Here is a 25,075-nt window from a genome sequence, read left to right as displayed (position 1 = left end):
ATTTGAGAGGAGACTTGCAGTGCTGCCCTATCCCAACCAAAATCCTGATTTTGCTTTTGAACAAGCTGTAATTGGAATGGCAATTGTTTCACTTGATGGAACTCTACTTAAGGCCAATACGGCACTAAGTGATCTATTGGGTTACACGCAGCAAGCGTTAACTGCCGGGGCGCAGCAAGCGGAAAGCATACGCATGCTATTGAATTGTATCGTTCAAAACGTAAAGGCATCTCAAGATCATCAGCAATCCATAAACCCTTTTGAACATACCTATCATCATCCAGAGAAGCACAAGCTCTACCTCAACATACATACCGGGATTGAGCTGGATACGGAGAAGAATCCCAAGTCGTACTGGGTACAGCTTGAGGATCGAACGCTGCACCGTCAGCTTATGGAGCAGCTCGAACAGAAGGAACAGAAACTCATCGAGAAAGAACATACATTCCTGCAGCTGCTGGAGATTCTCCCCCTCTCTGTACTCATCACCAAGAAGGGTATTGTCCAGTACGTTAATCCCGCAGCGCTCAGAATGGTAAAAGCCACGCATCCCCGTGATGTTCTTGGCATTTCAACAGATGTAGTGGTCGATGTATCGTCTCATAATGACCTGATCAAGCGCCGTATGCGATATGAGAAAGATGGGGTTATTGGAAGCGTCAACTATCTGATCCGCTGCCTGGACGGGCAAGAGAAGATTGTCAGCGGCTGCACGATAATGGTCCACTATGAAGGTGATACAGCCGCCTTGGGCATCTTCAAAGACATCACCGAGCAGCGGATGGAAGAGGACCGCGTAATGCAGTCTGAGAAGCTAACGACCGCTGGACAGCTGGCCGCAGGAATCGCCCATGAAATCAGGAATCCGTTAACATCCATTAACGGATTTGTGAAGCTGCTGCGATCTTCGGAAAGCAGCAACGAGCTATATTTTGAAATTATTGAATCGGAGCTTAAACGCATTGAGCTGATTGTCAACGAACTGCTGGTGCTCTCCAAGCCGCAAGGGGTTCATGTCAGCGGTCCAATCGAAGTACTGCCGATTCTGGAGCAGATTATTACACTGATGAAGGTTCAAGCCGCACTCAAAAATATCGAAATCATTCCTCATTACCCGGATGTCCCGATATCCGTTCAGGGTGAGGTCAATCAGCTTAAGCAAGTCTTTATCAATCTGCTGAAAAATGCGATGGAAGCGATGAATCAAGGGGGAACCATCACCGTAGACATGCTGCGCAGCGGCCACAATGTTCAAATTGTAGTGCAGGACGAAGGGATTGGGATGACTCCTGAGCAGATCCAATCCTTGGGACAGCCTTTTTTCACAACCAAAGATACAGGAACGGGACTCGGTCTCATGATAACCAAGAACATTATTCACAATCACGGCGGAACGATGAACGTGGAGAGCGTGCCTGATCATGGGACAACCTTTACGATTCAATTACCCACCTTATGAAATCACCCAATATTGGAGGAATACGGTATGGATAATCAGAATCCAAATACCCATAAACAATTTGCAATGGACTGCTTCAATCAGGTGTGGGATATCTTAGAGAACAAACAGCGTACACCCCAAGAGGAAGAGGACATGATTCATATGTGTCACAGTTCTTTCTGGCATTGGACCCGGGTCGAGGATCATACACAGCGCAACCTTTCGATTGGATATTGGCAGCTCTCCAGAGTGTATGCGGTAGTGAGGCAAGGCGATCAAGCGCTGCGTTATGCCAAGCGCTGCATCACCATTGGCTCATCCGCAAGTCTCGAACCGTTCTACATCGGATACGGGTATGAAGCGGAAGCCCGTGCTTATCTGGTCTTAGGGGATAAGGAGCGCGCTCTGGCATCCAAAGAATCGGCAGGATTGTATCTGGATAAGGTCACTGAACAAGAGAGCCGAAACATGCTGGCCCTTGATCTGGACAGCCTGTCATAACTTTTGTCCGTCGCTCCGGGAGGCTGGCGAAGGGCTGGCCTTCATCTCCACGTCTTCTGCCATGATCATGGCGCTTTTCAACGATGTCATATACTCATTCTCATATCCAGGGCAAACCTTTCGATACAAATCAAACAGCCCAATATATCTCATTGTCAATCATGAGATATATTGGGCACATATTATATTATCGCAAAAAAACTATGACATGGTTTCCCATTCAGACCTTAACATCGCATAATAATACTCATCCCACCACACATCGCCTTGGGGAATGCACTGCTTAAAATGCCCTTCTCTTCTCATACCCAGCTTCTCCATCACGCGGTAGGAGGGGGTATTCTCTGGCTGGCACGTCGCAATAATCCGGTGTATGTTCAGTACCTCGAAGCCATACTGGAGCACTGCTCTGGCTGCTTCCGTGGCATAGCCCTTATTCTGATAGGATGAGTTGAAGATCCAGCCGATTTCATACGTAAGCTCCCCGAACCAGGGATGGAACACGATGTGACCGATCACTTGCTCTTCCATCTTCAACATAACCGCGTATTTTCTAGCTTGATCTCCCCTGTTTTCGGCCAAAAATAACTTCACCGTCTCCTGCGTAAACACCGCTTCCGGCATATACTTCATCACGACGGGGTCTGATGTATATAGAAGAACATCTTGCCAGTCGCCCGGTTCAAACTCGCGAATAACCAATCTTTCTGTAACGATATGCATTTGCCATACTCCTCTTCCAGTTGTATTTAAGTGTTATAACTTACCTTGGCACTTCAATACAGTGGCAAATGCGAGTCGCCGTGTATACAAGTATAACTTGATAACGCCAGGTCACCCTCTTTCTTATGTGTACAGATTACTCTGTGTATGTTCGATAAGAAGAATGAAATTCCTTCATATTGATTCAAAAAGGAGATTTTTACATTAAAATGACATGAAGTTTCATCGTCGATTCAATCCATCCAGCAGCTGAAGCAGTGTTTCCTCTTTCACTGCCCCGCCCCCAAAGGCCAGGAGATTACGAAGCGGCATATCCTTTATCATGGCTGCAAACAATTCGGAATGGGACTCGTCTTCCGCCATGCCCGACATGGGACTGGCTTCTTGGAATTTCTTCAGCAATTGGCCCGTGGTTTCCGCGGTCACAGAATCACTTAACAGTTCTCCGATGGTCGAATTCAGTGTATATTGCTGTTCCAATCTCACTGTAGACTGCACCTGCAGTGTATCCTTCAGCACAATCTCCTGCGAAGATTTGCCTATGAGCACTTCGAAATCTCCCGATTCCACATGCCAATCCTTCAGTTCAACATTGTAATAGGCAAAGGATCGTTTATCCAGTGTAATACTAACCGTCTTATGCTCGCCTGGCTCAAGGTCGACCTTGGCGAACCCCTTCAGCTCCTTCTCAGGACGGATCACTAAGCTCTCGACATCCCGAACATAGAGCTGCACGATTTCTTTGCCCGCGAGATGACCGGTATTGGTGACCGTTACGCTCACTTCCACCGTTTCGTTATCCGTCAGCTCCGTTCGACTGAACTTTAGATTACTATACTCAAAGGTGGTATAACTTAACCCATGGCCGAAAGGGAACAGTGTCTTCATTTCTTTTTTGTCGTAATAACGATATCCAACAAAAATCCCTTCTTTATATTCTACTCGGTCCCCTTCGCCAGGAAAGTTCAGAAACGAGGGGTTGTCACTCAGTTTAACGGGGAAGGTCTCTGCGAGCTTGCCGGACGGGTTCTTCTTCCCGAACAGCACATCAGCGATCGCTCCGCCGACAGCCTGCCCACCGAGATAGCCTTCAATTACAGCTTTCACTCGATGAAGCCAGGGCATTTCTACGGGCGAGCCGTTGAGCAGCACCACCACGACATTATTCTGCACTTCCGCAATCGCATCAATCAGTTGAGTCTGATTCGCCGGAAGGGAAAGATGTGTGCGGTCATAGCCCTCAGATTCATAACGATCCGGTAGACCGGCTATGACCACGGCCACTTGCCCCTGGCGTGCAGCCTGCAACGCTTCATGGATGAGAGTCTCATCCACGGCGTCATTCTCCAGCTGATAGCCCTGCGCATAGGTCACGTTCGACACGTGTCCGGACAGTGCAACGATTTCCTCATAAGGCGTGTCAAGCTGAGTCGGATTGATATGGGAGCTGCCGCCTCCCTGGAATCGCGGTGTTTTAGCAAACGCGCCAATGACGGCAATCTTGCTGTCTTGCCCAAGAGGCAGCAGCTGGTCCTCGTTCTGGAGGAGCACCATACTCTCGCCAGCAACTTTTCTCGCTAAGGCGTGATGCTCTTTTTGGTCATAGACTGCATTTTCTTTTTTATGATCAACCGCCATGAAAATAATTCGCAAGATACGGGCAACGGCACGATCCAGCGCTTCTTCTGTCAGCTTCCCGCTCTGCACGGCATCGATCACTTTACGTTCTCCAAGTCCATTGCTGGAAGGCATTTCGAGCTCCATCCCCGCTGCAAGTGCATCGTCCCGCTGATTGACAGCGCCCCAGTCCGATACCACAAACCCTTCATGGCCCCATTCATCCTTCAAAATTTCCGTTAATAATCTTGGATTCTCCGAAGCATAAGTACCATTCACCTGATTGTAGGAACACATCACCGTCCATGGCTTCGCTTTCTTGACGGCTCCTTCGAAGCTGGCCAGATAAATCTCCCGCAGCGTACGCTCATCAATGACTGCATCCGTTGTCATCCGCCGATGCTCCTGGTTATTAGCGGCAAAATGCTTGAGCGACGTACCCACGCCCTGGCTTTGAACCCCCTGGATATGGCTCGCAGCGAGCTCCGACGAAAGATAAGGATCTTCCGAGAAGTACTCAAAGTTTCTTCCGCACACAGGGGAGCGTTTAATGTTCGCACCAGGTCCAAGCAATACAGCAACGTCCTCTGCCTGACATTCTTCTCCCAGCGCCACACCCACTTGCCGGATCAATTCTCTGTCCCATGAGCTGGCAAGTCCGGCGGCGGAAGGAAAACACGTGGAAGGAACGCTGTCGAATATGCCGAGATGATCAGCACCCTGCCGTTGTTTGCGCAGTCCATGCGGTCCATCCGTCACCATAATCGATGGAATGCCCAGACGCTCCACCCCTTTTAGGTTCCAGAAGTCAAGCCCGCTGCACATTCCCGCTTTTTCTTCCAATGTCATCTGATTGATGATCTTCTCTATATCACGTTGTTCACCCATATCGTCAGCCTCCACATTAAACAGTTTTCAATGCTGACCCTATTATATGAAGGTTGCTCCTAATTTTATTGTAATTTCATTGGAATCTTGGTATTTTCTTTTCTTTATAAAGCGCAATCATGATAATTGCAGACTATATTGGGTCATCCTCGCCTGAATGCGTACTCTTTAACCTGCGGCCTTCACGGTACTGTTTAGGGGTTACGCCTGTCAGCTTCCTGAATACCTTCGTAAAGTAGCTTTGATCATGATAGTTCAGCCGGGCATAAATCACCGATATAGGCAGATCAGTCAGGACCAGCAATTTTTTTGCCTCCTCAATGCGCTGCCCTTGTATATATTCACTAATAGACACCCCGGTTTCCTGTTTGAACCGTCTGGACAGATAACTGGAATTCATATGCACTGAGCGAGACAGCTGCTGTAGGGAGACATCCTCATATAGATGGTTAAAAATATACTGTTTGCACTTCACGACGGCTTTTGAGAAATCACCCTCTTTACATTCCTTCACCCGGTTTGCAAAATCGTAAGTCGCCTGCTGAAGTGCCGTATTCACTTCGTTTGCATCCGTCATCTCCTCCATTTGCTGAATATACAGGTCACTCATCGTATACGCAATCTCTGGATGCAAGCCACCTTCCACCGCTGCACGTGTCATCAGCGCTATCCCCACGATGCTTAGATTCTTCTGATGCCGAACATGGCTTGTTCTGGACAGCGTTCCTATCCCCTCCGTCGTCTGAATGAGCTCCAACTTGTTCACAAGCTCCTCCGGACGTCCATCGGTAACAAGCTGCATCAGCTCCTTCTCATAGATCGGATCATGGTGAAAGGAGACATTGATCCGCTGCTCCGAGACCTGAATATCTATATTTTCGCCCAGACCCTGATATCGCGATCCCCCGTGATTATGCTGCATGACGTCCGTAATATCGATCCGGGTGTGATAGACCAGGTAGTGCAGCATGGCTGCGGCATGAAGAAGCTTCTTCTTATCCATGATTACAAGCCTATCGTAATAACGCTCAAGCGCATCTCTATCCGTGATCCGATGATCACGCGCCAAGCCAACCAGCATATCCTTCCGGATGCGTGAATAAATGCTCGGACCGGCTATCAAACTTCCCATATAAACGCCATTTTCTTCGATTCGTGTTTCGATAAAATTTTCCAACAGGGATGTGCCCAGCATGTATGGACCCTGAACTTCGCCACGATGGGAACTCGAGATCAGCTGTATCATTCGCTCCTGAAGCTCCTTCTGGCCCTGTGATGATATTCCGGCAGGCATTAAGGAGTATTCAATTCTCCGATGTGGATTACAATAATGCATAGGCAGCCCCAAATTATCGTTCATAAGCTTGCAGATATCCATCCATTGCTCCAGCTTCATTCTCTTCATGCTGCCACTCCCATCTACTTCATTCATTGCTTCATTCCATAATTATATGTTATCAGAATAACTATCAATTAGGGATTATGCATCCTTCAGCATATCTTCATCCATTTATTGTTTACTAATTTCCATTGACATCGTTTTCATTAGGGATATAATATAAACTTATAAAGAGGTTAACAATATCCGAATCTATAAATAATTTGTTTATGAGTACTTTTTCACACCATTTAAGTTTATATAGTAAACTTAATAGAACAACAAACGTTGATACTAAAAAGGAAGTGATCACGTCCAATGGAAGTACATCTGCCCAGCACGATCCGCAGAATGAACAAAGAGATTGTGCTTAATACCATTAAAGATATGGGGCCTATTGCCCGGACCGAAATTGCCAAACAGACCGGAATTACCAAAGCCACCGTATCGGATATCGTCAAGACACTTATTGAAGAGAAATTGATCTACGACGAAAAGGATGACGCTGATTTAAGCAAACGCGGCACGAGACTTCATTTTGCCAAACATGCTGCCTTCGGCATCGCCGTTGATCTCGGCGGGACCACACTCCATTTTGGACTATTCAATCTGGCAGGCGAATGCACTGCGAAGCATACGGTAGCTACGTATCAACACCAGACAAGTCAAGAATTTTTGGAGCATATGGCGGCCGATATCAAAGAATTCATTAAACAATCCGGGCAGCCGGAAACCCGCCTTGCCTTCATCAGTATAGCCACTCCAGGAATCGTTGATCCTTCCAGCGGCATGGTTCTCGAAGGCTCGCCTAACTTGCCGGAATGGAAGAACATCGATCTTGGCCGGTACTTTCATAACGTATTTCATGTTCCCGTCACAGTTGAGAATGATGTCCGTGCCGCACTTATTGGCGAGATGTATGCCGGGGCGCTTCAGGATCTGAACTCTGCCGTACTGATTGGAATTGGAACCGGACTCGGGTCCGCCATTCTGATAGATGGCAAAGTGATACGCGGTGCGCGGAACGTAGCCGGCGAGATTGGTTACATGCTGTTCCAGCAGCACCAATTGTATGCTCCTTCAGGCAAGGGGCATTTTGAAATCATATGTTCCGGTTCTGGTTTGGAGGCTGCAGCACACGGTATGTTTCATAAGAACCTCACAGCACAAGAAGTATTCGAAATGGCTCTGCAAGGAGATATTCAGGCAAGACATCTTGTATCCCGATTTGAGGAGCATCTCGCGATGGGCATCCTGAATATTATATCCCTGCTGAATCCGGAGAAAATCCTGCTCATGGGCGGCGTAACCGAGTCGCTCTCACTCCAGAGTCTGACTGCTAAAGTGGGTCTTCATACTTCGAATGTAACCAATGTAGCCATCGAGATTTCGACCTTGCAGCATCAGTCGGCTCTCCAGGGTATAGCCATTCTAGGGCTGAAGCAAGCTTATCCCTCACTTCAATATATGAAAGACAAACAACTCTACTAACAGGAGCGTGATCAGCAATGTCAGGAATTCAACTGCACCCGCATGATATTTTAGATGAAGGTATGCCGCAGATCATGTCGTATATCCGCAAGCTGAAGGATGTACGCTATATCTTCCCGGAGGTGAATACCATCTTCGAACGAAATCCGAACCCTGTTGGCAACCTGCCAAGGAATGCCGTACATGAAGTCGTGTTCGGTACAGGAACCATGCATGCTATCCTCCCCTCCTATCAAGGGCTTGATCAGCGAAGAGAACCCGGCCTTAGCGATGAACAGGATCCCCTGATGATCATTAAGGAATCGCTTCAGGAGGAACATTACGAGATCATCCCATGGCTCAATATTTTGAATGGTCATTTCGAAGGCCCTCTGCTTGCTCATAATCTGGTTACGGATCTGGATGGTCAAATCATTCCGCACTGGCTCTGTCCCAATGCGCCGGATGTCATCGACTTCTGGGAACAAGCACTGATTGACCTCCGCCAACGTTACGGTTATACCACCTACATGATCGACCGGATCCGGTATCCCGATTGGGGCGGAGAGGAAGTGAATCCAAGAGGATTGTTAACCTGCTTCTGTCCGCATTGTGAGAGAAAAATGAAGGAACAGCACATTGATGTAAGCGCGCTCAAGAATAACCTGCGTCAATGGATCACGCTCTTCGCAGAGAAGAAATTCGATGACGCCGTCACGTTTGCGGAAAACAATGCGCTGATTCAAGAATGGATCGCATTTCGACAACAGAGTGTAACCGGCTTTGTGGAACGTCTCATCGAACGCGTAAGAACTGTAAACGAGGACTTTACGCTGTGGCTGGACCTCTGGCCACCCGCTTACAGTTGGATGCTTGGCCAGGATTATGCGAGCATCACCAAATGCTCACCTGCATTGAAACATTTTCCTTACCATAAGCTGGGCGGCGGGGCCGATGTACAGGGTTTGATCCATTACTTGGCGCATACCGCCGATGAGCAGGAACAAGCATTCCAGGCCTTCAAAAGATTCTTTGCGCTTCCCTATGATTTGACGTATGAGATGTTCAAGCAGGAAGGGTTCCCTATTCAATTCGTCGCGGATCAGAATAACAAGGTTCGCAGCCTGTCCGACCCCAATACACGTATCTATAGCGGAATCCAGATGTGGAACATTTCGCCGCAGAATCTGATTGAAGCGGTACAAGCCGGTGAGAACAGCGCAGCAGATGAGCTGTTGTATTACTGTTACGGCTGGGCGGCTGACGAGTTGTTTGAGGCTTTACAGACCTATCGAGAGAAAGGAATGAACTAACATGCAAAAAATACAGCGTCCGATCATTTACTTTCTCATCTTTGCCACCATGTTTGTCCTCGGTGGAATTCAGAACACCAAGGGTCTCATCCTTGAGAAAGTTCAGACGGATATCAATCTGGATCTCAGTCAAGTCGGTATCATGGTATCCGTCTTTCAGGTGGGATTTTTGTTAGCCAGTCTGGTCGCCGGCATATTTGCCGACCGCAAGGGAATCAAGGCGGTTATGACCCTCGGAACCATTCTGATGATCATTGGTTTAATTGGTACCGGCTCCGCTTATACCGTTGCCTTCTTTCTCGGATTCTATCTGATCGTGGGTGTCGGTATCGGGTCCATGACCGTTTCGGTTGCGACATTGATTCCGACCTATTTCAAGGAACGGTCCGGAGTGGTGTTTAACCTCGCCAATGCACTGTTCGGAGTTGGTATGATTGTTACTCCGCTCGTTCTGAACGCGATTTTCTCTCATAACATCAGCTGGCGCGCCTTCTACATTGGTGTAGCCGTCGTGATTGCCATCATTCTGGCTGCACTCATGATGTTTAAACCCGAACAGAGAGCTGCAACTGAAGGGCAAGATAAAGTCAGCTTAATGTCTGTCGCGAGGTTGTTTAAAGACCGGCAAATCTTATATGTCATTCTGTTCATTCTGTTCTATGTTGCAGCGGAAGCCGGCTTCCTGAATTTCTTCCCGATTTTCTATACGTCGCTGGACATTGCCGGGATGGATGCAGCACAAAAAGCTTCAACCGCAGCCTATATCATCGCCAGCTTTGCATTTCTCTTTACCATTGGACGTTTTGTAGGCGGGTTCATCATCTACAAGCTTGGTGAGAGACGCACCTTGATCGGCTTCTCCGTATTCGCCCTTCTCGCCTTGATTCTCGGCCGTCTGCTGGTTGTGAATGCCAGTTATTTAATGATGCTGTTCGGACTTGCCCTGTCCGTGTTGTTCCCGACGGCTCAAGGCATCGCCTCCAAGCTGACGAAGCAAGCCGGATCACTGCAAGGCGTTATCTATGTTGCATCCGGTCTCGGAGGCGCGGTAGTCGGACTCTTGATCGGTGAAATATCGGATGCTTTTGGCATTCAGCATGGATTTAATTTGATTTTCGTATTTACAGCTATCATTACGGTGCTGGCAATGCTGATTCGCACTCCTAAACAAGAAGAAACTAAGACTGCAGCTTAATAAGCCATTAGACCGCCCGAAGCCTTATCTTCGGGCGGTTTTTTAGTCTATCTGGACTTGACCGTTGGAATTACAGAACGATTTTTCAGCAGCTGTGCAACCTTTGAGACCTTCTCCCGTCTATAGTGGTGCAGCATGTACAATTTACCAATTGAAATATCGCTTGGCTGTATCCTGGCTCGTTAGGATAATCTTTTATTTGGAGGATACCAACAATGAACAAAATCTACAAAGTACTAACAACCACTACGATACTCGCCATGACCGCACTGCCGATCGCAGCAAGTGCACAGGGCGCTCCTCCTGCTTCCATCCATTCGGAACAAGGCAGCAATGTGAATCAGGTGAAGCGTGTGCCTGGAACCCTGGGTTACATTACGGATTATGTAAATGACAAAACAGGCAAATCGATTACGGTTACCGGCCGCGGCTTGGCTGCTACCGATCAACGTGAAATCAAGCTTTCCATCTCCAAAGATACTAAAATCGTGGATGCACAGGGAAATAAAGTCCAGCTTCAGACCATCGTAGATAAAAACAAAGCCATTAAAGCTTTCTATAGCCCGAATATCACCAAAAGCCTCCCGGCTCAAGGAGCTGCACTTACCATCATTGTCTCGGACCATGACTTTGCCGCTATAGACGGGACCATCTCCGAAATAAACGAACGAGGTTTTCTTGTAGAAGGAAGCAACGTGTACGGTGACAACGCAGAGACCATTTGGCTTCATCCGGATCCCAAAACGACCATTATCGATCAAAATGGAAAGACACTGAAAGCAAGTGACCTGAAAGCCGGCATGACCGTTCGTTCCTTCTACGGTCCATATGTTGCGTTAAGTTTTCCTCCTCAATCCTCTACAAACTATATTCTGGTGAACACGGATCCCGCCAATGACGAGCAGGAAACCGAGGCCGGCATTAACGGTATCCTTACGGAGAAAACAGATGGCAGAATTTCGATTAGCGGCCAACCATCGAATCCTGACGGATATGAATACGTGGTGCTCGCCATCGATGGGGACACGCAGATCGTGGATGCACAAGGTAAGCCTTTAACATCTGATGTGCTGAACGAGGGTCGGCGGATCGAAGCACAATACGTGCCCGTCATTTACCCTGCGCTGCCGCATGCCGATAAAATCGTTGTATCTGATGCTTCAGCACCAAGAGTTGAAGGCACAATAACTGCATCTGAACGCACTACCCAGGATCACCTGTACATTAATGTGGGTTCAGATCAATCCACGGATAACGATATCATTCTCAACATATCCAAGGACACCCAAATAATCGGTCTCAGCCCTGATGAGAAACTGAAGCCCGGCACAAAGATTGTAGCTTACCACTCCCTTATCATGACCAAATCAATCCCTGCTATCACTTCAGCGGAAGTCATTGTTGTTCAACCTGACATTACGCTGCCGTTCGAATCACCTATAAAAGGATAATCTGCGCTATAACGCAAAAACCATCGTGTTCAGAAGTGCTGAATACGATGGTTTTTTGTGTACTTACATGGATCGAGTTCTTCTATTCTTCAAACTCTACGTTATGATAGACCTGCTGAACATCTTCCAGATCTTCCAGCGCATCAATCAGCTTCTCGAATTGCGCCTCAGCATCACCTGGCAGTGTAACAAAGTTCTGTGCCAGCATGGTCAGCTCTGACACCGTAAACTCCGTAACCCCTGCAGCCTTAAAAGCCTCCTGTACCGCATGGAACTGGTCCGGCTCAGCATAGACGATTACAGCATCTTCCTCTTCAAGGATGTCACGTACATCCACATCTGCTTCAAGCAGCAGATCCATGACCTCTTCCGATGTCTTACCTTCAACGCCGAACACGGCCGTTGGATCGAACATATAAGATACAGAGCCGCTGACGCCCATGTTACCGCTGTTCTTGTTAAAGGCAGAACGCACTTCCGGTGCCGTACGATTGACGTTATTGGTCAACGCGTCAACAATGATCATCGAACCGTTCGGACCAAATCCTTCGTAACGAAGCTCCACATAATTCTCGTCTCCGCTGCCCTTCGCTTTTTCCAGAGCACGGTCGATAATGGCTTTTGGCACATTGTATGTTTTCGCGCGCTCAAGCACGACCTTGAGCGCACGGTTCGACTCCGGATCCGGTTCACCCTTCTTGGCTGCCACATAAATCTCAACACCAAACTTAGCGTAGACGCGACTCGTATTCGCATCCTTGGATGCTTTTTTTTCTTTAATATTATTCCATTTACGGCCCATATATTTCCGCTCGCTTTCATTATTGAATCTGTAGCCGGTATTCAATAAATACCCTTGTCCATTATATCTCTATTAAGTAGCATGAACAAGGTTAAGAGCACATTTAGAGTAAATCTCAAACAAAAAACAATCTCGTCTATTCAAGGATATAATCGGCTCATAAATACAAGCAGAATGTGCCTGTTTTTAATTGCATACTGTAGACAAAAAATAAATTTGTATTGATTATTTATAGATATAATATTAATATGTCTATATATTTAATAAACTAAATGCATATTCGTTTATTAAATAATCAATTATGACTCCGTTTCACACGAGTCACGAAAGGAGAATCCTCATTATGCTTCTTAACAACCCGTATGTCCGAACGATTATTTTGTCACGCGTTCTTTTAAATCTTGGCATTTGGGTTCGTAACTTTGCGATTCTGTTATATGTCACCGACATAACCAACAATGATCCTTGGTTTGTATCCCTCATATCGGTAGCCGAATTTGCCCCCATCTTCCTGTTCGCTTTCATTGGTGGTACATTTGCAGACCGGTGGCAACCTAAACGAACCATGATCGGTGCCGATGTGTTGTCAGCCGTTTCCGTTTTTCTCGTACTGATTGCTGTCCACAATAACTCATGGCAGGCGCTGCTGGTCGTTACGCTATTCTCAGCCATCATGTCACAGTTCTCCCAACCCTCGGCTATGAAATTGTTCAAACAGCATGTGCCGGAACATCAACTCCAATCCGTCATGGCTATATTCCAATCCTTAATGGCCTTCTTTATGGTGATCGGCCCCATAGCAGGAGCATTCGTGTATCAGAAGTTTGGGATTGAAGCATCCCTTATCGCAACAGGTGTATTATTCCTGGGTTCCGCTCTGATCCTGGCGTGGCTGCCGAGAGATCAAGAGAAAGAATCAAAGTCTGAACAACGGAGCCTCTTGCAGGAAGCTATTGAAGGGCTGCGCTATGTGTGGAATAACCGCGCCTTGCGGACGCTGGCTACAACCTTCGCTGCCGCCGGTCTCGCTGCCGGACTTATTCAGCCCATGATGCTGTTTGTCACGATTGAGAATCTCGGGCAGGATAAATCTTTCCTGCAATGGCTGCTAACCGCGAACGGTGCTGCGATGCTGCTTGGCGGGGGCTTCGTTATGGTGTTAGCCAAAAGAATATCGCCGCAATCCTTGCTGGCGCTTGGCCTTACCGTCAGCGCACTGGGCAACCTCGGCATCGGCTGGTCTACGAGCATTCTCTTCACTCTGCTGTTGCAGGTAGTCAATGGTTTCTTCTATCCCACCATTCACATCGGCATCAACACGCTCATTCTGAAGAATACCGAGAATGCATACATCGGACGCGTAGGCGGCGCTCTGACACCGATCTTCATGGGCATGATGGTCATTGGCATGTCGCTTGGCGGATTACTGAAAAATCAGTTTTCCTTATTCACCGTATTCTCAGCAAGTGCCCTCCTGTTTCTGATAGGCTCCGCTCTGCTGATCCCTTTGTTTAAAAAAAGCAGGAACGCCACAAATAGTCTCGTACAATGATGATCAGAGCCACCTCACGCTGAGGTGGCTCTTGGCGTGAATCGACTTAATCCAGCATCTCCACGCTTGAGCAAAAATAAAAAACCGAAGTCCCTCCTCTCGGAGAGCTCCGGTCTGTCGTGTTTATTCACAGTTATCCTCTGAATCCCTATATGTCTCGTTACATATCATGTTATGCGTGAAACTGCTGTCCATCCAATACTTCCTTCACATAGCCTGCGCGAATGACAAAGTCACCAAAGTGCTCGCCTTTCTCTCGCTCTTGTGCATACTGTGTGATCATCGGGCGAAGCGAATCCAAAATCTCGGTTTCACCGATGTTTTCCTTGAAGAGCTTGTTTAAGCGGTGCCCGGAGAAACCTCCACCCAAGTACATATTGTATTTGCCCGGTGCCTTGCCGATAAAGGCGATCTCAGCCAGCATCGGTCTAGCACATCCGTTCGGGCATCCTGTCATACGAATGACGATATCCTCTTCGCGCAGCCCATTCTCCTCCAGAATCGGATCAATCTTATCCAATAGCGTTGGAAGATATCGCTCGGATTCAGCCATAGCCAGACCACAAGTCGGCAAAGATACGCATGCCATGGAGTTTCTTCGCAGAGCGGAGTAATGATTTCCGTCTGTGAGTCCGTAACGCTTGATAAGCTCCTCGATCTTTTTCTTCTTATGGCTGCTGACATTGGCAATGATCAGATTCTGATTGGCCGTCAGACGGAAATCGCCATTATGGATTTGGGCAATTTCACGAAGACCTGTCATCAGCAGATAATCTGCCTCGTCTTTAACGCGTCCGCTTTGGATGAAAAGTGTAAAATGCCATTTTCCGTTACTGCCTTTTACCCATCCGTAGCGATCACCGTTATGGTCAAAATGAAAAGGTCTTTCCTCTTCCAGCTTCCAGCCAAGCCGCTCGCTAAGTTCGCTTACGAACCAATCGATCCCTCGGTCATCGATCGTATATTTGAATCTAGCATGTTTACGAACCGCCCGGTCCCCGTAATCACGCTGGATCATAACGGTCTTCTCCGCCAAGTCAATGATTTGCTCCGGTTTGCAGAAACCAATGACTTTTGCCACTTGAGGGTAGGTCAGCGGATCACCGTGTGTCATCCCCATCCCACCGCCAACAGATATGTTGAAGCCCTTCAACTCTCCGTTCTCAACAATCGCAATGAAACCAAGATCCTGGGAGTATACATCCACATCATTGGAAGGTGGCACAGCCATCCCAATTTTGAATTTCCGAGGGAGATACACCGGGCCGTAGATCGGCTCCTGTTCCTCGGCATCCTGCAGACTATCCACGATCTTCTCACCATCAAGCCAGATCTCATGATAGGCACGAGAGCGCGGATCCAGATGATCACTCACTTTGCGTGCCCACTCGTACACCTCCGAATGAATCTCGGATTGGTACGGGTTAGGGTTACACATAACGTTACGGTTGACGTCGCCGCAGGCTGCTAATGTACTAAGGAGTGCTTCATTAACCTCTTGAATGGTAGTCTTCATGTTCCATTTGAGCACACCATGAAGCTGAAACGACTGGCGTGTTGTCAACCGAATTGACCCGTTTGCGTACTTCTGCGCAACGCGATCCATCATAAGCCATTGCTCAGGAGTCACCACACCGCCGGCAGCGCGAACACGCAGCATGAACTGGTATGCAGGCTCCAGCTTCTGCTTATGTCTCTCATTGCGTAAATCCCGGTCATCCTGCATGTAGCTGCCATGGAATTTCATCAGCCGGTTATCATCTTCCGGAATCGATCCGGTTATACGATCTTCCAGCGTTTCTACAAGACTGCCGCGCAGATAGTTGCTTCGACGCTTGATGTCCTCCACATCACTATGAGGTGCGCTATTAGATGATAATAAGTTATTATCAGACATATTCCTTTTCTCCTCTCGCAACCATGGGAATTGTCTTAATATACATCCCGCTGGTAACGTTTCTCTTGCTGCATGAGGCCCAAGTATTCCGCAGCTTCCTCTGGACTCATCCCGCCTTCTTGCTCAAGAATTGCCCCCAGTGCGGAATGCACATCATGCGCCATCTTCTTCTCGTCTCCGCAGACGTATACACACGCGCCGTTCTGAAGCCATTGATACAATTCCTTGCTCCTCTCCAGCATACGGTGCTGTACATATACTTTCTTGTCCGTATCTCGCGAGAAGGCAACATCCATCTGTGTCAACACCCCATCCTTTAACCAGCGCTGCCATTCGATCTGATAGAGAAAGTCTGTTGAGAAATGCTGGTCACCGTAGAACAACCAGGATTTCCCTCCTGCACCTGTCTCTTCGCGCTCACCGAGGAAAGCTCTGAATGGAGCAACCCCTGTACCAGGACCGATCATGATGATCGGGGTGTCCGGATTCTCGGGCAGCTTAAAGTTCGGATTGTGTTGAACATACACCGGAAGTGTGTCTCCAGCTTCCAGCCGTTCCGCCAATTGTACGGAACATACACCGTAACGATCTCGGCCATGTGCCTCGTACCGAACCGTACGAACGGTTACATGGACTTCATCGGGGAAGGCCTTGGAGCTGCTGGCAATTGAGTACAGACGAGCAGGGATTTTTCGTAATATCGATACAAAATCACTTGCTGCCACTTGCTGCAGACCATAATCCTGTACCAGGTCGAGCAAATCCCGTTCCTCGATATAGGTGCGCAATTCCTGCTCATGCCCTGGTTCCAGAAGCTTCCGAAGCCCTTCATTCCCTGAGATCTTAACCACTTGCTCAATCAGAGGTTTCGTGAGAACGGTAATTTCGTAGTGACGGAGCAAGGCATCCCGAAGTGCTCGCGCTTCACCATGTTTATTAATGACGACCACTTCATCAGCATTCCATCCCATAGCAGCGATAAGATCATCGACAAGCTGCGGATGATTTTCCGGATAGATTCCTAAGCTATCGCCCGGCTCATACTGCAAATTTGAACCTTCAAGAGAAATTTCGATATGACGTGTTTCACGGTCGGATCCTCTTCCGTTCAAATTCAAATTCTCGAGGATTTCCGCTTGAAATGGATTGCTTCTTGAAAATTCCGATTCCGTGCTATCGCTCAGGGCTACCGCACTCACGCTTTCAACAACGGACGATCCTGCTCCAGCCTCATTCAGCGATTGAAGAACCTGGTTCATCCATTCAGCGGCCGATTCATCAAAATCCACGTCGCAATCCACTCTTGGCGTCAGCCGCTTGCCGCCCAATTCTTCGAGCCGCTTGTCGAAATCTTTACCCGTTTGGCAGAAAAATTCATACGAGGTATCCCCCAGCGCGAGTACGGAATATTGAAGACTCTCTACTTGAGGTGCCCGTTTGCTGTGCAGGAACTCATAGAAAGGAATGGCGTTATCCGGCGGTTCACCTTCGCCATGCGTACTCACAATAATAAGGAGATTCTGCAGCTTCTTCAGATTGTTCGGCTTGAAGTCGCTCATTGAGGACATTGTAACCACTAGACCAACCTCTTCAAGCTTCTTCGATAATTTCTTCGATAATCCATGACCATTGCCAGTCTGAGATCCGTATAATACGGTCACTTCTTTAGGTGCCAGCGCTGCGGGAACCGGTATTGCTGCTGTGTTTGCTTGTGGTGCTGTTGCAACTGAAGCGGCTGCCGTTCCCTGGATAGCGGCAATATATCCGCTGAGCCAGGACCGCTGGGAATCCGTCAGTGTCGGCAAAAGCCGGTTCAGTAATTCTACCTGTTCCTGATTAAAAGGACTGTTCGTTACTTGAAGTTCCAACCATATCCACCTCTCAAAAGCGCACATTATTAATTCCTACTATTACGATACAATTAATTTTATTACTCCTCTGAACCTATCACAGCTTACGGGACCGGTCAATTACAATGTTCTTATAGCATTTATCAGTTTTACTGATAAATCGATGATAAAGGACTTTTTGCGATTTAAGAACTTCGCGATGCAGGCAGAATATCGCTGTGTCGGATTGGTAATGATACGAAGGATAAGGAGGAAGATAGAGGATGCAAATTCATGACTGCAATTTCACGCCGCTTAAGCGCAAGCTGAAAAACCAGCTTATTGACATCAAAAAGCATATAGAGAATGTCATTGTCAATCTGGACCAGAACAGCTCCTGTCTGCTTAATGAATTGGATCTTGTACGCACTAAATTTTTGGAAGCCGAGGCGATTTCATCCACGTATTATCTCAATTGTTTTCTCTTCCCTTTCACAAGCAAGTACCAGGAAATCGCCAAATCCATATATCATCTCAGTCAAAAAAATCTGGGAGCGTTGATTGTGATTCAGCGGGAAGATCCTCTCGATTCTCTAATAACACCCGGCATCCCCTTATCTGCGGAAATCACGAGCCCGCTGCTGGAATCCATATTCGTTCCGGGTAGTCCGCTGCATGACGGGGCCGTTCTCGTTCGCAAAGAAATGATTATCTCTGCTGCGAATGTGCTTCCATTAACTGCAAAAACTTATGGTGATCGAAAGCTTGGCACTAGGCATCGTGCGGCTATAGGTTTATCCGAGATTAGCGATGCTTTGGTTCTCGTCGTATCTGAAGAAACAGGAAGAACCTCCTTCTGCATGAAAGGAACTCTCTACCCCTTATCGATTACCAGTCCTTAATTCATCAACACTCTTGGCTACATAACCTCTCTTTACAGCACACCAATAATAAAGTGAACCTTCGCTCGTATTCGCATAGAAAAAAGAGCCACCGCGGTGGCTCTTCTATTGATATCCATCTATTCATAGGATTCTTATTCAAAGGTATACGTCCAGAAACGTTCAGTCCCGAAGCGGTCCTCGACTTCTTTTGCCTTCAGCTGCTTTTTACCCAGCAGCTCTGCAGCCTGGAATTGGGAACGATGGGCTTGAATGGAATTCAGCTTCTGGACCATAAACATAGAAACGTCCTGATAAACATCGGGTTTGCCAAGCTCCTGCTCACAATTTTTGGAGAAGGCCAGACACTGAACCACAGGTCTTTCCCCAGCAGGCATCCGCTGAATCGTACGAACTACAGCTGCACCCGTGGCATCATGATCGGGATGAACACTATAGCCAGGATAGAATGTGAATACAAGTGAAGGTTGTATCTCCTGAATCAGGGCTGCAATCACACCATCCAGCTTAGGCTGGTCCTCGAATTCAATCGTTTTATCATGGAAACCCAGCAATCGCAGGTCTTGTATGCCTATGGCTTTGCATGATTCCTCCAACTCTGCTCTACGAATAGTCGGAAGCGTGATCCGGTTAGCAAACGGAGGTATCCCCATGTTGCGGCCCATCTCTCCGAGTGTCAGGCAAGCATAGGTGACATGAGCACCTTCTATAATATATTTAGCCAACGTACCGGATAAACCAAAGGCTTCGTCATCCGGATGCGGCAATACGACCAGTATGTTTTGCTCCATCGTTCCTCATCTCCTCTCTCTATTAAAAAGGCTCCCGGCTCAGCTGCAAAGCAACAACCAGTTTCCCCTGACTATCATGGCCCGCCATGATAAGTCTATCGGTATCAGCCTGTTCAAAATGGGTAAGTCCTTCGGTATATATCCAGCCTTGATTCATTTTTAAACCAACCCGGTAAGGACCGTTGCCGGATATCGAACCAGCGGTATAACGAATACTTGCATTTGTAATAAAATTGGCAGCAGGGTGCTTTGTGCTATCGTGATGGGCAGCATAGGCGCCTGTTGTCATCTCAAGATGAATATATAAATCCTGATCCTTCAATTTATCAATCATTTGTTGGACTTCTGCTTGATTTATGAGTTCCATAGTTCCCTCCAATATAAAGAATCACGACAATGATCACAGTCGGTATGATGATTCTAACATAATTATATGACCATGACGAAATACCTTGTATTTATCTTTCAGCAAACAGAGCGGAGTATTCCGGCTGTGCTGCATACACGCTGAGCTCGTACTCAGAAATAACGGTATATCCTTCCCTGCGCAGAAGAGCTGTTGTTACGCCATAACCGGCTTGCTTCACATTGGCAAATTCTCCATTATAGATCATTGCGCTGCCGCAGGAGGGGCTGTTCTCCTTCAGAACGATAAGCAGTGCTCCGAGCTTTTGTGCCGTTCGAAGAGCCTGATATGCACCCTTTATATACATCACCGTCACATCTCTGCCGGACCATTCTATTACTCTGGCACTTCCTGACAGGACGTCATCACCGTTACCGCCGATGATCTCTGCTGGCTCACGCGGAGTTGAGAATCCGCCAAGAAGTTCCGGGCATACGGTTACCGCTTTCTTCGCTTCCACTAACAGTTGAATATGGGTATCCAGGCTGTCCGTAGCGTTATAACGAACCTTCAAACCGGCTAAACAAGAGCTTACGATAATCACAGATGCCACCTCAAATCTTCGTGCTTTGCTTAATATATGGCTAAAGCGGTTCGGTCTGACTTAAGTATCATGAATCAGAACGCAATTGTCAACGCAATACGCATGATGGATGGCTGCTGCCATCACTCCAGCTTCCCTCTGAGAATCCTGAGTCAAAGCTGAAGATCATCATAATTATCGTAACATGGGAGCAACCCGCTTAAGGAAATGGTTCATTAATAATGGCAAGGAAATCAGAATCGGTGGGTCATCTAACCGGGGAACATGCAGAGTCACTTGGAGATGCCGGGTCTTCGAGTTGGATGTAACGATGATCGGTTCCCTTGAACGGGTACGCAAGGTGGTGGATTGCGGAAGCAAGAAGTCAACTGCCTGCATACCCCATGGCACAGAAGTAGCCATCAGATAATATGTGCCCGGGCTTACGTCGGTAAATCGAAATGAGCCAACAGACGGAAGCAGTGTTCCATATAGAGGAAATCCTTCTGGAATGGGCTTGGCAAATAAGCCTATCAAAATAACTCCCTGAAATGGGGCTGTTGCTTCTATCGTTCCCTCAACCGTTAAGTTGGGATTCTGAATCGGCATGGATTCTCGCCAGTCGTTCAGACTCTGCAAAGATAACAAATGCTTGTCCGCCTCCTCCATGGAGTTCCGAAACTGGGAGGGGGTTACACCCACTCTCTCGGAGAAGCGGGTCGTAAATGTACCCAGGCGCTGCCCAATCTCCAAGGCGATATCCCGGATGCTGAGGTGAGTGTGCAGCAGTAAATCCTTGGCTTTCTCCAGACGAAGTGATGAGACATAATACAGGGGCGGCAGTCCGATCCGATCCTTGAATATACGAGAGAAATGATAAGGACTGTATCCAATGTAACCCGCCAGTAATGACAAGGGAAGCGGTTCGTAAATATTCTTGTGAATATAAGCGATTACCTCGTCGATTTCTGAATATCGCTCAGTCATCATGCCCTGCACCATCCTTCATGTCATGGATATTGTAAAATTAAAATTGTAATTATCCTCAAATAAAGAACAAATGTTCTGTTCCATACTATCATATCCATATGGAAATTGGAAGCGTAGATCTGGAAATTTACCGTTATGATGACAACAAAAAAGCCGCGCAGTATACGCGGCTGAACTGCCACTAATCCAATTCCGGGATGTGGATATCCACTTCTTTTTTGCTCTGGGAAGAGCGCAGAATGCCGTCCAGGATTGCTTGATTCCGAAGCACCTGCTCTCCGGGTATCGGTGCTGGCTTGCCTTCGCGCACGGCGCTTACGAAATCTTTGATTTTCTCTTCGAATACGTTAAGCTGGTGGCTGATCAACGGAATTGCGCTTTCGGTATGATGCCCTTGAATGTCATGGAATAAGGAGATTGAGCCTACTTTCCCATCCCATACGCCACTCCAGGGTCCTGATCCAGCCGGCGTAATCTTCATGCCCGCATCCGTTCCAAGGAACATGGTTGCTCCCAAGGTATCCATATGCATAGCCCAGGACGTCTTAAAGTTCAATACGATGTCGCCTTCGAACCGAATGATGGCAACGCCGAAGTCCTCCACGTTAAACGCACCGGATTCCGAGTGGTATTTCGGATTCGTTCCGAAGTGATTAGAGGTATAGGCCGATACCGTTAACGGCTTTGGATATCCAAGCGCATTCAATGCCATATCCAAGGAATAGCAACCGATGTCCGCCATGGCACCTGCTCCGGCAATTTCCTGACGGATAAAGGTTCCACCCGGCATCCCACGGCGGCGGCCGCCTCCCGTTTCCACATAATAAACCTTGCCGAGCTCACCATTCTGGATCAGATTCTTAATGATTCCCATGTTCGGGTCATAGCGCGGTTGAAAGCCCACATTGAGTATATTCCCGGTCTTCTTCGAGATTTGAACCATCTCGATAGCTTCATCCAAGGTGACCGACATCGGCTTCTCGAGCATGACATGTTTGCCGGCTGAGAGCGCATCGATCGTTGTTCTGTGATGAGCAACATTTGGCGTACAGATACTCACACCATCCAAATCCAGATCAAGGAGCCTGCGGTGATCGTCAAATCCTATTGCCCCCTGAAGTCCCCAACGCTCAATGAACTGATCTGCTCTTCCTGGTAAAATATCCGCTACAGCGACAATCTGTACGTCTTCAATTTGTTTGTAGTACTTTGCATGCTCTCCTGCAATGCCACCGCTTCCAATAATTCCAATTCGAATGCTTTTGCCCATATGTGATACTCCCCCTACAAATTCACATTCATTGCCCGATATGTTGTTGGCGTATAGCCGTATCTCTTTCGAAACACGGTATGCAAATAACTGCCGCTCGAGAAGCCTTCGTGAATCGCGATTTTATCAATAGACCAATTGGTATCGATTAATTTCCGGCACACCGCTTCTAAACGGACGTGTTCAAGAATTTCACTGAAGGATTGCCCAGCCGCTTGCTCCTTGAATATCCGCTGCAGCTGCCTGGAACTGATATGCAATTTCTCCGCGACATCATCCAGAACGACCTCACCCGAGGAATTCGCATGGATATACTCCAGTGCCAATTGATAGCGGTAAGCCTTCATGTCTCGTGAAGGCAACTCCGCTTCGGATGGCTCGGATTCATACGCGCGTACGGCACGCAGCAGTATCTGAATAATGCACTGCTTGATCGTTGTGTACAGACCCGGATATTTTTCCTGAGAAGCTTGGTAAGCCTCCAGAAAATAAGGCATCGCCCGATGGATATCCATCGACGGCTTCAGCGGCAGCCCCCTGAGCTTTTCCATGCAGTCGTCAGCCTCCGCCATCTCCCAAGGATCCGCAGCCGGCCATAACAGACGATCCGGATCATCGGGTGTTACGTCATGCGGAATAATGTCCACATGCAGACATAATTCGTCCATGGGCTCTGCTGCGTCCGCTTCCTGATAATGGAGAACATTCGGACCCGTTAAATAAAACATTCCTTCCCTCAAGGCATAGGGATTCTCTTCCATAATAACGGTCCCTTTCCCACGCGGTATGAAATGAAACTCATATTCAGCATGTTTATGGAAGGACACAATCTTCCCCGGAGGGAAGGTGGTGAGATGAAATCGAAGAACCCGGATCTCATAACGCCCCCAATAGACCCTCAGATCAAGTCTCTCCAAGGCATCTTGCCGATCTTTCATAAACTCATATGGAAAATGATTATTCATGCTGGTACATCACCCTTGTAACTTAAGCTTGCAGTTCATCCAAACGAATCGCACGATGTTCCTTGGCCGAACGGTTGGAAGCCTCCATCAATTTCGTTAATTCAACCGCATATGCGATATTTTCCTCTGCAACGGTATTTTCCTGAATATGAGAGATCCACTGTTCAAAAGCACTTGCACGATTTGCTGGTACTGGAAGTTCAACCCACGCTTCCTTGTATTCTTCTTTCTTCGTTGAGCGGATAAGAAGTTTACTGTCTGGCGTACCATAGAGAATCGTTCCGTCTGTACCGTGAATCTCAATCGTAAACGGCGAGAAGTTATTAACAAAACCAGCCTCCACAATACCAACAGCACCCGTAGCTGTAGATAATATAGCAACGGCGTTATCTTCGACCTCTTTACCCGTTATGTAGCCAAAATTCGCATGAACATCAACCGCTTCTTCTCCCAGGAACAGGCGTGTCAAATACATAGGATGGCAACCCAGATCAATGAGGGCTCCTCCACGAGTTTCCTCCAGACCATAGAAATGCTCAGGCAGCCAGCCTGCCGTTGCGCCGTTATGAGACAAGCGGACACGAACGAGTGTTACGGTACCCAGTAGTCCCTCTTGCAACAGTTCACGGATCGCCAAGGTGTAACCATCATTCAAGCGGGGGAGTGATACCGTTAATTTGACTTCATTCTCATTTACCGCGTTCATAATATCATTGACCTCTTGAAGGGTAGCGGCCACTACTTTCTCCGTAAAAATGTGCTTGCCGGCTGCCGCAGCTTTCAGCATCACTTCTCTGTGCATGGATGTTGGTGCATCCACGATGACAGCATCGATATCGCTTTGCAGCATTTCATCCAAGGATTCAAAGAACGGTACTCCTTGCTGCTCCGCAGCTTTTTTACCGCGTTCCGGATTCTCATCCCATACGGCTACGATTTGTGCATCCGGATGCTCCTGCGCCTGTTTTGTGTAATCCCATGCGTGCACATGCCAATAACTAATTTTTCCGATTCTAATCATTATGGTCACCTCAGTATCTAATATTAAGACATCATGCCATTAATCTAACACATGAATTAGCCGATTCACAGTGTAAAATTGCGACAGTTGATTTTGATATTGCGACATCATTGCATACAAAAACTCCGCCATAAGACGGAGTAATATGTA

Annotated in this window: 21 protein-coding genes; 8 read left to right on the top strand and 13 right to left on the bottom strand. The window is 47.6% G+C overall.

The features are described 5' to 3' along the window. Positions 1-19 precede the first annotated feature (19 nt). A complete protein-coding gene (locus tag B9D94_RS12290; RefSeq protein ID WP_148247129.1) occupies positions 20-1,459 on the top strand; it encodes an ATP-binding protein in 1,440 nt (479 codons plus the stop codon). Between the two features lie 27 nt (positions 1,460-1,486). After that, positions 1,487-1,942, top strand: coding sequence for a hypothetical protein (locus B9D94_RS12285; protein ID WP_063480601.1), 456 nt, complete (start codon positions 1,487-1,489; stop codon positions 1,940-1,942). A 201-nt stretch (positions 1,943-2,143) separates the two neighbouring features. On the opposite strand, the gene B9D94_RS12280 is transcribed toward B9D94_RS12285, so the two are convergent. The 3 genes from B9D94_RS12280 to B9D94_RS12270 all read right to left on the bottom strand — a co-directional run bounded on the left by B9D94_RS12280 (position 2,144) and on the right by B9D94_RS12270 (position 6,575). Beyond that, positions 2,144-2,665, bottom strand: a complete 522-nt coding sequence (locus B9D94_RS12280) for a GNAT family N-acetyltransferase (protein ID WP_036637325.1) — start codon at positions 2,663-2,665, stop codon at positions 2,144-2,146. 222 nt (positions 2,666-2,887) lie between these two features. Further along, entirely contained in the window at positions 2,888-5,170 is a 2,283-nt protein-coding gene (locus tag B9D94_RS12275; RefSeq protein ID WP_148247128.1) for a glycoside hydrolase family 3 C-terminal domain-containing protein, read from the bottom strand. Between the two features lie 133 nt (positions 5,171-5,303). Then, entirely contained in the window at positions 5,304-6,575 is a 1,272-nt protein-coding gene (locus B9D94_RS12270; RefSeq protein WP_063480598.1) for a helix-turn-helix domain-containing protein, read from the bottom strand. Between the two features lie 291 nt (positions 6,576-6,866). Between B9D94_RS12270 and B9D94_RS12265 the strand changes: the two genes are divergently transcribed. From B9D94_RS12265 to B9D94_RS12250, 4 genes are all read left to right on the top strand, one after another. Continuing rightward, positions 6,867-8,039, top strand: a complete 1,173-nt coding sequence (locus B9D94_RS12265) for an ROK family transcriptional regulator (protein WP_148247127.1) — start codon at positions 6,867-6,869, stop codon at positions 8,037-8,039. 17 nt (positions 8,040-8,056) lie between these two features. Then, positions 8,057-9,331: a hypothetical protein gene (locus B9D94_RS12260; protein WP_148247126.1), complete on the top strand. Its 1,275-nt coding sequence runs from the start codon at positions 8,057-8,059 to the stop codon at positions 9,329-9,331. Position 9,332: 1 nt separating this feature from the next. Next, on the top strand, positions 9,333-10,526 hold the full coding sequence (locus B9D94_RS12255; protein WP_036637317.1) for an MFS transporter: 1,194 nt from the start codon (positions 9,333-9,335) through the stop codon (positions 10,524-10,526). Between the two features lie 215 nt (positions 10,527-10,741). Further along, positions 10,742-11,977, top strand: a complete 1,236-nt coding sequence (locus B9D94_RS12250) for a peptidase (protein ID WP_148247125.1) — start codon at positions 10,742-10,744, stop codon at positions 11,975-11,977. 82 nt (positions 11,978-12,059) lie between these two features. Here the strand turns inward: B9D94_RS12250 and B9D94_RS12245 are convergent, their stop codons facing one another. Continuing rightward, a complete protein-coding gene (locus B9D94_RS12245) occupies positions 12,060-12,779 on the bottom strand; it encodes a YebC/PmpR family DNA-binding transcriptional regulator (RefSeq protein ID WP_063480762.1) in 720 nt (239 codons plus the stop codon). A gap of 343 nt (positions 12,780-13,122) precedes the next feature. Between B9D94_RS12245 and B9D94_RS12240 the strand changes: the two genes are divergently transcribed. After that, entirely contained in the window at positions 13,123-14,331 is a 1,209-nt protein-coding gene (locus B9D94_RS12240) for an MFS transporter (RefSeq protein ID WP_063480594.1), read from the top strand. Positions 14,332-14,503: 172 nt separating this feature from the next. Here the strand turns inward: B9D94_RS12240 and cysI are convergent, their stop codons facing one another. Continuing rightward, positions 14,504-16,228, bottom strand: a complete 1,725-nt coding sequence (gene cysI, locus B9D94_RS12235) for an assimilatory sulfite reductase (NADPH) hemoprotein subunit (protein ID WP_063480593.1) — start codon at positions 16,226-16,228, stop codon at positions 14,504-14,506. Between the two features lie 35 nt (positions 16,229-16,263). Next, positions 16,264-18,096 (bottom strand): assimilatory sulfite reductase (NADPH) flavoprotein subunit, encoded by a 1,833-nt coding sequence (locus B9D94_RS12230; RefSeq protein ID WP_148247124.1) that lies wholly within the window; start codon positions 18,094-18,096, stop codon positions 16,264-16,266. Positions 18,097-18,341: 245 nt separating this feature from the next. Here B9D94_RS12230 and cdaS point away from each other — a divergent pair, with 245 nt between their 5' ends. Then, entirely contained in the window at positions 18,342-18,959 is a 618-nt protein-coding gene (gene cdaS, locus B9D94_RS12225) for a sporulation-specific diadenylate cyclase CdaS (RefSeq protein WP_063480591.1), read from the top strand. Between the two features lie 134 nt (positions 18,960-19,093). Here the strand turns inward: cdaS and bshB2 are convergent, their stop codons facing one another. The 7 genes from bshB2 to B9D94_RS12190 all read right to left on the bottom strand — a co-directional run bounded on the left by bshB2 (position 19,094) and on the right by B9D94_RS12190 (position 24,925). After that, complete coding sequence (gene bshB2, locus B9D94_RS12220; RefSeq protein ID WP_006210587.1) at positions 19,094-19,750, bottom strand: bacillithiol biosynthesis deacetylase BshB2; 657 nt, start codon at positions 19,748-19,750, stop codon at positions 19,094-19,096. Between the two features lie 22 nt (positions 19,751-19,772). Further along, on the bottom strand, positions 19,773-20,117 hold the full coding sequence (locus B9D94_RS12215; RefSeq protein ID WP_006210588.1) for a YojF family protein: 345 nt from the start codon (positions 20,115-20,117) through the stop codon (positions 19,773-19,775). 91 nt (positions 20,118-20,208) lie between these two features. Continuing rightward, on the bottom strand, positions 20,209-20,700 hold the full coding sequence (locus B9D94_RS12210; RefSeq protein ID WP_148247123.1) for a 2-thiouracil desulfurase family protein: 492 nt from the start codon (positions 20,698-20,700) through the stop codon (positions 20,209-20,211). Between the two features lie 174 nt (positions 20,701-20,874). Next, positions 20,875-21,669 (bottom strand): helix-turn-helix domain-containing protein, encoded by a 795-nt coding sequence (locus B9D94_RS12205; protein WP_253806145.1) that lies wholly within the window; start codon positions 21,667-21,669, stop codon positions 20,875-20,877. A gap of 181 nt (positions 21,670-21,850) precedes the next feature. Then, entirely contained in the window at positions 21,851-22,939 is a 1,089-nt protein-coding gene (locus tag B9D94_RS12200) for a Gfo/Idh/MocA family protein (protein ID WP_006210591.1), read from the bottom strand. A 14-nt stretch (positions 22,940-22,953) separates the two neighbouring features. Continuing rightward, positions 22,954-23,904 carry an AraC family transcriptional regulator gene (locus B9D94_RS12195; protein ID WP_148247122.1) on the bottom strand — a complete coding sequence of 317 codons (951 nt, stop codon included), beginning with the start codon at positions 23,902-23,904 and terminating at the stop codon, positions 22,954-22,956. A gap of 22 nt (positions 23,905-23,926) precedes the next feature. Then, positions 23,927-24,925, bottom strand: a complete 999-nt coding sequence (locus B9D94_RS12190) for a Gfo/Idh/MocA family protein (protein ID WP_148247121.1) — start codon at positions 24,923-24,925, stop codon at positions 23,927-23,929. Between the last annotated feature and the right edge of the window lie 150 nt (positions 24,926-25,075).

This window comes from Paenibacillus sp. Cedars (assembly GCF_003184205.1).
Lineage (GTDB): Bacteria > Bacillota > Bacilli > Paenibacillales > Paenibacillaceae > Paenibacillus_AQ > Paenibacillus_AQ glucanolyticus.
This window is presented reverse-complemented; position numbering and strand designations above follow the sequence as displayed.